This window comes from Polyangium sp. 15x6 (genome assembly GCF_029960785.1).
Lineage (GTDB): Bacteria > Myxococcota_A > Polyangia > Polyangiales > Polyangiaceae > Polyangium.
Genome location: NZ_JASBQE010000134.1, coordinates 14,785 through 28,446, shown reverse-complemented (window position 1 = coordinate 28,446; position 13,662 = coordinate 14,785). Strand labels below are relative to the sequence as shown.

Genomic DNA, 13,662 nt, shown 5'->3' with positions numbered 1-13,662 from the left:
GAAGCCCGTGCCCGCGCCCGCGCCCGCGCCGCCGCCGAAGCCGCCGCAGGCGCCACCGCCTCGCAAGCCCGCCGCGCCGCCGCCCGTCCCCGTGCGACGCGAGCCTCCGCCCAAGGCCGGGGCGCCGCCGATGCCTCCGAAGGAGCGCGCGCGCTTGCAAGAGCTGGCGATGCAGCTCGAGCTCGACGGCAAGTGGACCGAGCTCTGCGACGTGCTCCGCAAGCTCGAAGCCGCCGAGCCCACGGCCGAGCGCAAAGCGCGCTACCTCTACCAGCTCGCGCTCGTCCACCAAGATCGTCTCGACCAGACGGATCGCGCGCTCGAGCTGCTCGACGAGTCGCTCGACAAGAACCCGAGCCTCGTCGAGGCCTTCGATCAGGTCGTGGCGATCCACGAGGGCCGCGCCGACTGGAAGAAGATCGAGCGCGCCTACCGGAAGATGCTGCACCGGCACGCGGGCACCGAGGACACCTCGCTCAAGCACCGGCTGTGGTTCAAGCTTGCCGAGATCTATCGCGACCTCTTCGACAACCCCGGCGCCGCCGTCGAGGCCTTCCGCATGGCGCTGCGCAACGCCTCGCGCGAGGAGCTCATCTCCGATCACCTCACGCTCGCCGCCCTCTGCGCGCACATCGGGCAGATCGACGACGCGATCGCCTCGTACCAGGCCATCCTGCGCGTCGATCCCGGGTACGTGGACGCCTACCGGGCGATCTACCGGCTCAGCGTGGATCGAGGCGCCTACGATCCGGCCTGGTGCGCCGCGGCCGCGCTCGCGTTCCTGCGCGAGGCGGACGAGGAGCAGGTGACCTACTTCCAGGACTACCGCCCCGACGGCCGCATCCAGGTGAAGAGCCGCTTCGACAACGAGCTCTGGGCGCGCCACGTCTTCCACGAGGATCAGAGCCTGCTCGTCGGGAAGATCTTCGAGATGCTGGCGCGCGCGGCCATGAAGGCGAAGGTGGAGGCGCTGCGGCAACGCAAGGAGCTGCTCGCGCTCGATCCCTTCCTGCGGCAAGACCCGACGACATCGAGCGTGCCGTTCGTCCGGACGATGGGCTGGGCGTCGCGCGTCATCGGCGTGACGTGCCCGGCGCTCTTCGTGCGCAGCGACGTGCCGGGCGGCATCGTCGCAGTGCCGACGGAGCCGCCCGCGTCGGTCGTGGGGCAGACGTTGCTCGGCGGTTTGTCCCAGGAGGAGCTCGCGTTCATCGCGGGCAAACACCTCGCGATGTACCGCGGCGAGCACTACATCAAGCAGCTCTTCCCGAGCGCGGAGGAGCTCCGGGTCATCTTCCACGCGGCCGTGAAGATGGTGATGCCCGACGCGAACACGCCGCGCGACGTGGACACGCGCGCGGAGACGACGGCGAAGGTGCTGCGCTCGTTCATGGGTCCGCGCGAGCAGGACGGCCTGCGCGTGCTCGTGCGGAGGTTCGTCTCGGAGCGGGAAGAGGCGGACATCGGCCGGTACTTCCGCGCGGTCGAGTTCACGGCGACGCGCGCCGGGTTCATCCTGTGCGGGGATCTCGGCGTGGCGAAGAAGATCATCGCCGCGGAGCCGACGCTCGCGGACGATCCGTTGCCCACGGACAAACTCAAGGATCTGCTCGCGTACTCGGTGTCGGAGAGCTACCTCTCGGTGCGCCAGTTGCTGGGGATCGCGATCGGGCAGGAGTGACGCGCCTCGAAGACGCGCGTCATTCGCCCTGCGCGGCGAAGCGCGCGGGGGTCTTCGGATCCAGCAAGTAGCCCTTGGGGTGACTCGAGAGGAGCGCGCCGAGCCCCTCCTTGCGCAAGCTGCTCAGCGCGACCCGAAGGCGCGCGACCGCCGCGCCGGACAAGATGCGCTCGCTCGGCCATCCACGAGCGATGAGATCCTTCACGGACATCGGCGCGCCGGGCCTCGCGAGGCGCTGCTCCGTCAAGGCGACGAGGAGGCGGCCGAGCAGGCGCCGGCGAGAGCAGTCCACGCGCCTCCCCGAGGGCAGGCGGAACCACTCGCCCTCGGGATGGACGAGGAGCGCTGCGTCCTCGGAGGCCCGACCATGGGCGAGGAGCGCGTGCTCGAGCGAGCGGCGCGCGCGCGTCACCTCGAGGCGCGGCGGGGCGAGGGGCGCCGCCGCGAGCCGTCGCTCTGCGGAGGCGACGTGCTCTTCCGCGCCCGCGAGATCACCGCCGGCCGCGGCTTCGCGGGCGAGGGCGAGGTCGAGGTGCCCGCGTAGATAGTGGATGACCGCAGCGTTCGTGGGCCGCTCCCGCGCCCAGCTCGGCCGCTCCGCCTCGGCGAACGCCTCCTGCGCGGCGGCGACGCGCCCGGCCGTCGCCTCGACGCTGCCGAGCCACGCGTGGATCGCGACCTCCATCGAGTGCTGGTCGCGCAGGCTGCCGAGCGCGCGCTTGCAGCTCTCCCGGGCCTCGCGGAGCCGCTGCGCCATGAAGAGATGGCTGCCTTGGTGGCCGAGGACCACGCCGAGCGTGTAGCGATCTCCGATCTCGCCCGCGATGCGGCTCGCTTGCTCGTAGTACGCCGCCGCCTCGTCGGGGCGGCCGAGCTCGTCGGCGATCGAGGCGAGGCTGCTGAAGCAATTGGCCAGGTTCCGCCGGTTGCCGAGGGCGCGGTGGATGGCGACCGCGCGCTCGCCGTGCTCGCGCGCCTCCTCGAGGCGCCCGAAATGGATCTGCGTGATGCAGAGGTTGCCCTCCGCCATTCCCTCGAAATGGATGTCGCCCGCCTCGCGGTGGAGGGGCAGCGCCTCGAGGAACGACTCCCGCGCTTGGTCCTGCGCTCCCTCGAAGACCCGGATGACGCCGAGCACGGTCAGGATGCGCCCGTTTCGTCGGCGATCGTCGGGGTGGATCAGCTCACGCGCGCGCTCGAGCTCGGCATGCGCGTCGAGCAGGCGACCTTGGAAGAGGTGGACGAGCGTCTTGGTGAAGAGCGCTCGCACGAGCGCGTCGTGGTCTCGCGTCTGGGCCTCGAGCGCGCGCACTTCGTCCGCATCCGCGATGGCGCGCGCATAATCTCCCATCAGCCGGTGCACCTCGGCGCGCGCGGCGAGCGCCCGCGCGCGGAGGTCCGCGTCGAGCCCGGCCGCGTCCGAGGCGCCGAGGACCGCGTCGTGCAGGGCCGCGGCCAAGCTGAGCGGGCCGTGCACCGTGAGCGCCGGCTGGAGCGCGAGCGCGATACGCGCCGCCGTGCGCACGTCCTCGGCGCGCGCCGGCCCGATCCGCTCGAACGCGCGGCGGTGCACCGCGAGCAAGTTCTCCTTCTCGGCCAGGAGCCAGCGCCGGGCAAGGGCGCCCTCCGGTCCGTCGGCCTTCGCGGACCAGAGGCACGCCTCTTCTTCGTAGTAGGCCGCGTGCCGCGTGATGGCGGCGTCGGCCGCGCCTCGCTCGCGCAGTCGGTCCCAAGCGTAGTCGCGGATGCTGAGGTAGAGCGTGAAGCGCGCGTCGCCGGGGCCCTCGCGCGGGGTCTCGCGCGCGAGCAGGGATCGATCGCGGAGCGACTGGAGCACGTCGGCCACGCACGGGGCGCCCTCGCCGAGGTCGATGACCCGCTCGGCCGCGTCGAGATCGAAGCTGCCGCGAAAGACGGCGCAGTGCGCGAGCACGGCCTGCTCCCAGGGGTCGAGCGCCCTCCACGAAGCGTCGATCGCGTCCCGGAGCGAGCCATGCCGCGGTCCGCCGCTCGAGGCGCCTCGCACCAGCACGTCGAAGCGGCGGCGCAGATGTTCGAGGAGCGTGGCCGTGGAGAAGACGCGCATCCGCGCAGCGGCGAGCTCGAGCGCGAGCGGCAAGCCATCGAGCTCGCGGACGAGCGCGGCGGCGCGGGGCGCCTCGTCCGTCGTGAGGGCGTAGTCGTGCACGACGAGCCCCGCGCGATCGACGAAGAGGCGGACCGCCTCGGAGTCGGCGACATCCGCGCTCCCCCGCGGGAGAGGCAGCGGGCCGAGATCGAGGATCGCCTCGCCCTCGACGTCGGTTCGCGTCCGCGAGGTGACGAGAAATCGTGCCTCCGGCGCGCGCTCGCGGAGGACCGGGAGCGTCGCCTGGGCATGCGCGACGAGGTGCTCGAAGTTGTCGAGGATCACGAGGATCCGGCCCCGCGCGGCCATGGCGTCGGCAAGCTGCGCGAGCATGCCGGCGCTGCTCCCCGCCGTGAGGGGGACCTCCAGCGTCGCGCCAATCGCCCCACAGACGCCATCGACGCCAGTCGCGTAGGTCAAGTCACACAGCCAGGCGCCCCCCGGATAAGCGTCGGCGTGTCTGAGGGCGTACTCGTGGGCGAGCCGGGTCTTGCCCATGCCCGGAGCGCCGAGCACGGACACGAGGGCCTCGGTGGAGAGCCGCGCATGGAGCGCGGAGAGCTCGGGCTCCCGTCCAATGAACCGCGTCGAGCGAGCCTTGACGTTGGTCCGCGGCGATGGGGACGAGCGCGGCGCGTTTCGCACGATCGTAGCCCGGGACTTTAAGGGACGACAAGGGGGGTGTCGACGACGCGCGCCTCGCCGGGGCGCTGCCCCGGACCCCGCGGGGGCTATCCGCCCCTCGACCCGGACCAGGCACGGCCTGGACCGAAGGTGGAAGAACTGCGCGATGCGCAGTTCTTCCAGCGGGACGGTGGCAAGACCGTGGAGGAACGTTTCACGCTCGCATCGCGGGGTCGAATCGCGGGGCCATCTTATCGAGATATTATCGACATCTTATGCCTCGGCGCGGGCGCTTCGGTCTACGAAGGGTCGCCGGCACAATCGTGGACGATTGGGACGACGGGCCCCGCTCTGCCGAAGGATAAGGAGACGTCATGATATTGGGTTTTGGTGGTCGCGTGACGACGGTGGTGTTGTTGAGCGCGGCGGTCGCCGCGCTCGGGTGCGGTGACAGCGATTCGTCGACGACGGGCTCGGGCGGGGGCTCGTCGACGACCGTGGGCTCGGGCGGCTCGGGCGGTGGAATGGGGGGAGCAGGCGGCGAAGTGCCCGGCTCGGTGTGTGGCAGCGGCACGACCGACTGCGACGGCACCTGCGTCGACACGGCGCTCGACCCGAAGAACTGCGGCGCGTGCGGAAACACGTGCCCGGCCGGCGAGCTCTGCTCGGTGGGCGCCTGCGGCGTCGTCTGCCTCGGCGGAACCACGCAGTGCGGGGATGCGTGCAAGGACACCTCGATCGATCCGGCGAACTGCGGCGCGTGCGGCAATGCCTGCCCGGCGGGAGACGCTTGCGAAGGCGGCACTTGCCAGCCGGCGGCGGCCGGCTGCGGCCCGGGGCAGACCACTTGCAGCGTCGGAGCCAATCAATACTGCGCGACGCTCGGCACCGATGCTCAGAACTGCGGCGGTTGTGGCTTCGTTTGCCCCACGGGCCAGGTCTGCTCCGGCGGGCAATGCGGGGCGACCTGCACCGGCAAGACGTCCACCCTCTGCGGCGAAAGCTGCGTGGACACCGCCTCCGACAACCTCAACTGCGGCGGTTGTGGCCATGCGTGCCCCGCCGGCCAGGTCTGCTCGGCAGGCGCGTGCGCCGCGACCTGCGCGCCCGAGTACGCCACGTGCGGAGCGGGAGCGACCGCTCATTGCGCCAATGTGTACGACGACCCGCAGAACTGCGGCGCTTGCGGCGTCGTCTGCCCCGCGGGCCAGCTCTGCTCGAACGGGAGCTGCGCTCCGTATTGCAGCGGGTTCTTCGAAACGAGCTGCAATGGGCTCTGCGTCGACACGGACGCCGACGAGCAGAACTGCGGCTCCTGTGGCAACGTCTGCGCGGGCGAGCTCGTCTGCTCCGGGGAGCAGTGCGGCGCCACCTGCGGGGCAGGGTACACCACCTGCGGGAGCGGCGCCGACGCGTATTGCGCCCTGCTCCCGAGCGACCCGCAGAACTGCGGCGCCTGTGGACATGCGTGCCCGGTGGGCGAGGCCTGCTCGCAAGGCGCCTGCGTCGCCGCCTGCAATGGCATCGACGGCACGCTCTGCGGCGGCCAATGCACGAACCTCCAGAACGACCCCGAGAACTGCGGGAGCTGCGGCTTTTCGTGCGCCCCGGGGGACGTCTGCTCGGGCGGCCTCTGCGCGAGTACCTGCGCGGAGGGCTCGTCCTCGTGCACCGTGGGCGCCAAGACGCTTTGCATCGACGTGTCGGTCGATCCCGAGAACTGCGGGAGCTGCGGGCATGCGTGCGCGCCGGGTGAGGTCTGCTCGAATGGGACGTGCGGGAGCTCGTGCCAGATGGGCTACGACACGTGCGGCGTCGGCTCGTCGGCCTTCTGCACGCATGTCGACGACGACCCGAACAACTGCGGCGCGTGCGGCCAGAGCTGCGACCCGCCGCCCAACGGCAGCGCCACGTCGTGCACCTTCGGCGCGTGCGGATTCACGTGCCAGCCGGGATACGCGACGATCGACAACGGCAATACGTGCCTCACCCTGAAGGACATCTCGGCGGGCACCCATCACACCTGCGGGCTCACCGAGAGCGGCGCCGTCATGTGCTGGGGGTACAACCAATATGGCCAGCTCGGCGACGGCACGGCGACGAGTCGCACGTCTCCGGTCACCGTCCTCGGCCTGAGCGGGCCGGCGATGAAGGTGTCGGTGGGGGTGCTCAGCACCTGCGCGCTGCTCACCAATGGCAAGGTGCAGTGCTGGGGCAGCAATGGGAACGGCGAGCTCGGGAACAACACGTACACGAGCAGCCTCACCCCCGTCGACGTCCAGGACCTCACCGACGTCGTCGACATCCAGTCCGGGTACTATTTCACGTGCGCGCTGACCAGCGCGGGAGCGGTCGCGTGCTGGGGGCACAATGCCTATGGCCAGCTCGGGAACGGGAGCAGCACCACCAGCATCGTCCCCGGGATCGTCACGGGTCTGAACGCGGGCATCACGGCAATCGCCGTCAGCCGGGCGACCGGCTGGCTGGATAGCACGGGCATGCACGCCTGCGCCCTCACCGCCGCGGGTACATTGAAGTGCTGGGGAGACAACAGCCACGGCGAGGTCGGTGACAACAGCGCGATCACCCGTTACACCCCCGTCGACGTCCTCGGATTGAGCGGCGTCGCCGCCCTCACGGCGGGCGGGTACCACACCTGCGCCCTCACCAATGCGGGCGCCGTCAACTGCTGGGGGTACAACGGCAATGGGCAGGTCGGCGTCGGGACGGCCGGGGGCCAGTTCTTGACGTATATGCCCGTGGCCGGCCTCAGCGCGGGCGTCGTCGCCATTGCGGCGGGCGCGCAACACACCTGCGCCCTGACGCAGACGAAGAAGACGCTCTGCTGGGGGCACAACGGCTGGGGCGCGCTCGGAGACGGGACCACCACCGACAGGCCGGGGCCGACGGCGGTCCAGGGCCTCCCCGCGGGCGGCCTCCCGGGTATCGTGCGCATGGGGCACAACTACACCTTCGCGGAGACGGCCGACGGCCGAGTCCTCGGGTGGGGCTTCAACGAATACGGACAGCTCGGGGACGGCACCGTCACGACCCGGCACCTTCCGACGCCCATTCACTGACCGGCGGCTACGGCAGCTCGATCGATTGCTTGTGGTGAAAGACATCGAGCGGATCGAGCTGCCGCTTGACCTCCTGGAGCCTCGGGTAGTTGCCCTTGTAGTAGAGGGTTTGCCAGTCCCGGAGGTCCACGTCGGGGTAATTGACGAAGCAGCCGTCGAAGGTCTCGTCCGGGTACGGCCCCCGCTCTCCGTACATCGCCTGGTAGAATTCGCGGATCCAGCGGAGGTGCACCTGCTCTTCCGCCGGATCCTCCCAGTACGTGTGATACTGGAGCTTCATGATCGACGACCGATGGGGATACGCCGTGGCCGCCTCATCGACGGCGTTCACCTGACAGCCGTACGCGTTGACGGCGAGGGACGCCGTTCGATTGCGATACCGAGGCGTCGTGAGGAAATCCCACAGGACGTCGAGTTGCCCGTCCGGGAAGGGTTTTTTCATGTACGCGGACTTGTGCTTCGCGCACCGGTTCGGCCCGGAGTCGTTCGCGTTCTGCACCGCGAAGAGCCAGGGCATCCGTCGGATCTCGATCGTTCGCCGGGAAGCCCCGCGCCGCGGCATCGCCTGATCGAGGAGCGCCGCGAACTCGGCGAGGAGCTCGGGCTGATCGCCGACATAATGCGCGTTCATCGTGACTTGCGGCGCGCTGTTATGGGTCAAGCCCAAGCTCGCCAGCATTCCCTTGTACGGGCTGTCGACGCCGCTGTTCCTTTCCATGAAAGACCCGAACACCCGCACGAGGCGCGCGAGATCGCGCCGCGTGAGGTCTCTCCAGTCCCACCCGAGGCTGACGCGGTGGGCCTCGCTCGGGGCCCGAGGGGGATCCTTGAACCAGAACCGGGTCACGATCCCGAAATTCCCCCCGCCGCCGCCGAGATGTCCCCAGAAGAGCTCACGCTCCACCGGATCCGGAGAATCGCGGCGGAGGGTGATCACCTCCGCCTTCCGGGCGCTCGTGACATGAACGAGCTCGACGGCATGAAGGTAATCCACCGTCACGCCATCCCGGCGCGAGAGGAACCCGTATCCCGCGCCGAGGACGTGCCCGCCGACGCCGATCGAATAACACGAGCCGCCGGGAAGGGTGACGCCATGCTCCTTGTAGAGCCGTAGATACACGTCCCACAACGTGGCGCCGGCTTCCACGCAATACAGGCCCGTCGCCTCCTCGTGGTGGACGCCCGTCATCGAGGAAAGGTCGATGATGACGCCGCCGTCATTGCCGACGGCGAAGTCCTCGTAACAATGCCCGCCGCTGCGCACCGTGATCCGAAGGTCATCGTCGAGCGCGTCTTGCACGGCCCGGAGGACTTGAAGGGCATCACGGCACACGGTCACGTGGCGCGGATGGCCCACCCAGCGGAGATTGAACCCCCGCACCAGGGCGGGATAACGAGGATCTCCGGCGGAAACCCGGATTCCGCGCCGAGCCGCCTCCTTCTTCGTTCGTCGTGCGCCCATGCCCCCGCTCGATCCCCTTGGGCTCGTCTGCTTCGGGTCAAGCCTCGGCCCTCGGCTCCGGTCGCGCCGCCCGACAAAACCCACCGGGGGCCCTTCCTTCGGGAGCCTTCACCGGCCCGAGCACCCCCAAGGGCCCATCGCCTGACCGCCCCCGGTCATGCAGGAGCCCCTGATCGCCCCCGCTCCGGGCGCGCTCGCCCGACATCGAGGCCAAAGCCGCCCCGTGCGCGGCGTTCCCCGGTCGTCGTTCCGCCCCGCGGCGCCCTGCGTTCGTCTGCGGCTCGTGGCTTCCGAGACGCCCAAGGCCCCGCGAACGCGTCCGCCCTCGCGCGCGCGAGCCCCCTCGATGCCGCGTGCATGACCGACCTCGCCCGCGACGACGGCCCAGAGGGCCGCCTGCACGCGCGGTCTTGCGCAGGCAGGCCCCTCCGAGGCCCACCTGCGCGCAAGATTCCAACGTCCATGGGACCCTCTGGGCCCCACGCATCGGTCTTCCTCTTGACAGCGCCGCCGGCCGGTCCCCCTCGGTTCGCGTCAGCCCCCGAGCTTCGACACCGCCGGAGGGGGCGGCGTCGCCGATCGCGCCTCCTCCGGCAGGAGCTGGCGCAGGTGCCACGCCTGCATCGCCGATCGCATCTCGGCTTCCCGCAGCGAGAGCTGCACCCGGCCCATGATCACGCTCGGGGCCACGATCAGGAACACGCTCCCGATCGTCAGCGACACCAGCGTCGGCACCTCGGGCAGCGATACGCCTTGCGGCAGGACCACCATGTGCCCGTTCTCGAACGCGTACGAGCGCGGGATCACCCCGAGGAGCTCGAGGCCGAGCGGCACGAGCATCCCGCAGACGCCCGTCACGATGACCGCCGCGCGGAACCGGCCCGAGTGCGTCATCGAGAACGAGAACGTGAAGATGAGCAGCACCATCGGCACGAAGAACAGCGGGCCGAACCCGCGCGCCACGAAGCCGAGCGCGAGGATGTTGAACAGAAACGCGCCGTAGCCGAAGACGTAGAGCCGGCGCACCTCCTCGGACTGCGCCGCGAGGAGCTTCAGCGCCGCCGAGATCGCCGAAAGGCCCACGATCGCGAGCACGTGCGCCGTGCTCCGCACGCCCATCCAGATGGCGAGCGGAATCAAGAGCATCAGGCTCGCCACGTCGAAGCGCACCCCGTCCCGCAGCGCGAGCCGCAGCCGGCCGAAGCCCCGCGCCCGCACCTCGGCCCGCGCCTCGGGCAAGATGTCGTTCGAGGGCGTGGTGATGATCCGGGCGAGGAGGCGCAGCGCCTCGCGGTTCGTCGGGTCGAGCGCGAGGGCGCGGCCGACCTCCTGCATCGCCTCGCGCCGGGCCTCCGCGGCCTCCGGGCCGGGGCGCTCCGCGCGGCGGGCGGCGGCCTCGGCGATGCGGGCGTGGCGGCTCGACATGTCGCGGCGCACCGAGACGTCCGTGTCGCCCGCGAGGAACCGCTCGATCACGTCGTGCAGGTCGCGGGCCGAGGCGTAGCGGGCGTCCGGCTCGAGCGCCGTGGCTTTGATGCAGATGGCGTCGAGCTCCGGGGGAAGGTCGATCGTCGGGGCGCGGGCCGAGGCGCGCGCGTCGGCGCCCTGGAGCGTCGCGAGCATCATCGCGTTCCAGGTGTCCTTCATGTGCAAAGGCTCGAGCGTCAGGATCTCGAAGAGGATCGCGCCGAGCGAGTAGACGTCGCTGCGCGCGTCGAGCACGCTCACCTTGCCCATCGCCTGCTCGGGCGACATGTACCCGAACGTGCCGAGGATCTTGCCGGCGGCCGTCTTCACGTCGTCCGAGGAGTCATCGAGCGAAAGCGCGATCTCGGGCGTGTCCTTGCGCAGCTTCGCGAGGCCCCAGTCGAGGACGTACACCTCGCCGAAATCGCCGAGCATCACGTTCGACGGTTTGAGGTCGCGGTGGAGCACGCCGCGGGAATGGGCGAAATCCACGGCGAGGCAGGCGGCGGAGAACGCGCGGAGCAGCTTTGGGCGGCTGTAAGCCTCGACGATCGCCGGGTCTTTCTTGCGCAGGCCCTTCACGATCTGCGCGAGCGTCAGGCCCCGCAGGCATTTCATCGTGAAGTAAGTCGAACCCTCGATGTCGACGCCGAGGTCGTAGACCGGGACGATCGAGGGGTGCTCGAGCTGGCCTTGCACCCGCGCTTCGCGCAGGAAACGCGCCCGGACCTGCGGATCGGACTGGTAGATCGGCAGGATCACCTTGCGCGCCACGTCGCGTCCGATGCGCGTGTCTTTGCAGAGCGCGACCTCGCCCATCGCGCCGCGCCCGAGCTTTCGTTTCTCCACGTAACGATCGAGCGGCTCGATGCCGAAGGTCTCGCCTTCGGCGGCATCGACGGGCGGCGGCACGGAGAAGATCCGCGCGGGCGGCGGGATCGAGGTGCGCCCCTCTTCCTCCGCGGCCTTCGCCGGCTCCACGGAGTCGTCGAAGAGATCGGGCTCGGAGGTCCGAGGGCGCTTCATGGATTCAAAGCAAGCTGAAACCGCAAAAGCGGTCAAGCGCCGGGCGGCGCGCCCCTCGATTTCGTCCCCTCGGTCGGGTCGTCCGGCGCCGTGAGGCGGCTCGCCGGTGCTGGATACGCCCCGCGACGCGCCGAGGCGTGGAAAGGCATTTTCGGGAAGGGAGATCCTGTTACCACTGTGGCACGCGAGGTCGTGCATGCAGCGGGTCATCGACGCATTCCGGGAGGGGCTCGACGCGTACGTGGCGGAAGGGTGTGATCGCGCCCTCGCGGAGGGGAACCTTTTTTACCGTCGCTTTTCGCACGAGCTGCTACGCGCCTCGGTCACCCGCGTGTTCGAGGCCGTCTTGAACGATCTCGAGGCCGGCGCGCCCGAGACCGTGGCCGCGCTCCTCGGCGCCATCGGGGCGCAGCGGAGCGCGCAGGGAGCGAAGATCTCGGACATGCTCCGCGGGTTCGAGATGGGCTTCCAGGTGGTCACGGAGCGCTTCGCCGAGCGATTTCATGACGACCCCGAGGCGCGCCTCTTCTGGGAGATGGCGCGGAGCCGCTTCAGTTATGCCGGCGCGGCCGCGCTCGCGGACGCGTTCCTCGAGGCGCGCGAGGCGATCACGCAGGCGCAGGCCGAGGAGATCTTCGAGCTCTCCGCGCGTGTGCTGCCGCTCGCGCGCGGCGTGCTCCTCCTGCCGCTCGTCGGCCGGATCGACGGCGCGCGGGCCGAGCGCGTCATGGAGGTCTTGCTCGCGGCGGTCGCCGAGCACGGGGCGAAGGTGGTGCTGCTCGACGTGACGGGGCTGCCGGTCGTCGACGAGGTGGTCGCGCCGCACCTCGTGCGGGCGGCGTCCGCGGCGCGGCTGCTCGGGGCCACGCCGGCGCTCGTGGGGGTGCGGCCGAACCTGGCGCGGACGATGGTGGAGGGCGGGGTCGATCTCGGCGCGCTCGTGACGCTCGCGCGGCTCGAAGATGGGTTACACTGGGCGCTGGGTCTGCTCGGGCGGTCCCAAGGGCGTTGACGAGGGCGAGGACGCGCGGAGGGAAGAGCGGCGGTGCGCGGGGCGTGGGGGCGACGGTTTTTCCTCGTGGGAGCGCTGCTCCTCGGGGCCGCGGGTTGCAAGCCCGCGGCGCGCCCGCCGAAGGGGCCGGCGGTGACGGTGGCGGAGCTCGTCCGCGACGCGCGCGCCGAGGGGTTCGCCGTCGAGGATCCGCTGTCGATCGACGCGGAGATGATGGCGGACGTCGAGCGGGTGGTGGGGCGCCTGGGCACGCCGGAGGAGCGGCTGCGGCGGCTCTCGCGGTACCTGCGGGACGATCTCGCGTTCCGGTATGCGCCGAGCCAATCGCTCACGGCGCGCGCGGGGTTCCGGGCCCGGCAGGGCGATTGTGTCTCGTATACGCACCTCTTCGCGGCGCTCGCGCGGCACCTCGACGTGCCGGTGTATTTCGTGTACGTGCGGAAGGTGGAGGGGCATTACGAGAAAAACGGCTCGTTTTTCCTCTCGTCGCACGTGGCCGTCGGCTACGGCAGCGGGCCGATGGCGGTCGTGATGGATTTCGCCAAGGAAGCGCCCGATTGGACGCTTTCTCTCTACAACGCCATCGACGACGGCACGGCCCTCGCGCTCTACCAGAACAACCTCGCGGTCGACGCGATGCAGGCCGGGCGGCTCGACGAGGCGGAGGCGTCGATGCGGTTCTGGCTCTCGCGCCGGCCAAACGTGGCGGAGATCCACAACAATCTCGGCGTCCTGTTGAACCGCGCCGGGCGGTACGAGGAGGCGCTCAGCGTGCTGCGGCGCGGGATCGAGCAATTTCCGCGGTACGAGCCGCTCTACACGAACGCGATCCGCGCGGCGCGCGCGGCGGGCAAGCAGGACGAGGCGCTCGCGCTCGTGGGCCGGGCCGAGGCGCTCGAAGAAGGCGATCCGCTGCTCTTGCTCGCGTCGGGGCTCAGCTTGTATCAGGCCGGCGATTATGGCGCCGCGGCGAAGCGGCTCGAGCGCGCGGGGCTCGCGCTGCCCGACAATGCGGTCATCGCGGCGTGGCTCGTCCGGGTCTACCTCGCGGCCGGGAGGCGGGAGGATGGGCGCGGGGCCTTCGATCGTGTTCGCAAGCTCGCGCCTTCGGGCGCGCTCGAGCAGGACTTGCGGCGCGAGTTCCCGGAGCTCGGGCAGCTCTGAGCGCGCGTTCGCCCCTTG

The 13,662-nt window shown here is 70.5% G+C and carries 7 protein-coding genes; 4 read left to right on the top strand and 3 right to left on the bottom strand.

Translation table 11 applies throughout. The features are described from left to right. Positions 1-1,681: tetratricopeptide repeat protein (locus tag QHF83_RS48000; RefSeq protein ID WP_282424871.1), on the top strand; the 1,681-nt coding region annotated here is incomplete at its 5' end. A 19-nt stretch (positions 1,682-1,700) separates the two neighbouring features. Here QHF83_RS48000 and QHF83_RS47995 read toward each other — a convergent pair. Beyond that, positions 1,701-4,454: a tetratricopeptide repeat protein gene (locus QHF83_RS47995; protein WP_282424870.1), complete on the bottom strand. Its 2,754-nt coding sequence runs from the start codon at positions 4,452-4,454 to the stop codon at positions 1,701-1,703. A gap of 353 nt (positions 4,455-4,807) precedes the next feature. Between QHF83_RS47995 and QHF83_RS47990 the strand changes: the two genes are divergently transcribed. Beyond that, positions 4,808-7,513, top strand: a complete 2,706-nt coding sequence (locus QHF83_RS47990; protein WP_282424869.1) for a hypothetical protein — start codon at positions 4,808-4,810, stop codon at positions 7,511-7,513. A 7-nt stretch (positions 7,514-7,520) separates the two neighbouring features. Here the strand turns inward: QHF83_RS47990 and QHF83_RS47985 are convergent, their stop codons facing one another. Beyond that, positions 7,521-8,975 (bottom strand): FAD-binding oxidoreductase, encoded by a 1,455-nt coding sequence (locus QHF83_RS47985; protein WP_282424868.1) that lies wholly within the window; start codon positions 8,973-8,975, stop codon positions 7,521-7,523. A 534-nt stretch (positions 8,976-9,509) separates the two neighbouring features. Continuing rightward, complete coding sequence (locus QHF83_RS47980; RefSeq protein ID WP_282424867.1) at positions 9,510-11,468, bottom strand: serine/threonine-protein kinase; 1,959 nt, start codon at positions 11,466-11,468, stop codon at positions 9,510-9,512. A 196-nt stretch (positions 11,469-11,664) separates the two neighbouring features. On the opposite strand from QHF83_RS47980, the gene QHF83_RS47975 reads away from it, so the two are divergent. Then, complete coding sequence (locus tag QHF83_RS47975) at positions 11,665-12,480, top strand: STAS domain-containing protein (protein WP_282424866.1); 816 nt, start codon at positions 11,665-11,667, stop codon at positions 12,478-12,480. Between the two features lie 66 nt (positions 12,481-12,546). Then, entirely contained in the window at positions 12,547-13,644 is a 1,098-nt protein-coding gene (locus QHF83_RS47970; protein ID WP_282424865.1) for a tetratricopeptide repeat protein, read from the top strand. Positions 13,645-13,662: the final 18 nt, after the last annotated feature.

Coding starts and splice junctions, on each gene's coding strand:
- QHF83_RS47990 (WP_282424869.1), top strand. CDS start 4,808: ATGATATTGGGTTTTGGTGGTCGCGTGACGACGGTGGTGTTGTTGAGC.
- QHF83_RS47985 (WP_282424868.1), bottom strand. CDS start 8,975: ATGGGCGCACGACGAACGAAGAAGGAGGCGGCTCGGCGCGGAATCCGG.
- QHF83_RS47980 (WP_282424867.1), bottom strand. CDS start 11,468: ATGAAGCGCCCTCGGACCTCCGAGCCCGATCTCTTCGACGACTCCGTG.
- QHF83_RS47975 (WP_282424866.1), top strand. CDS start 11,665: ATGCAGCGGGTCATCGACGCATTCCGGGAGGGGCTCGACGCGTACGTG.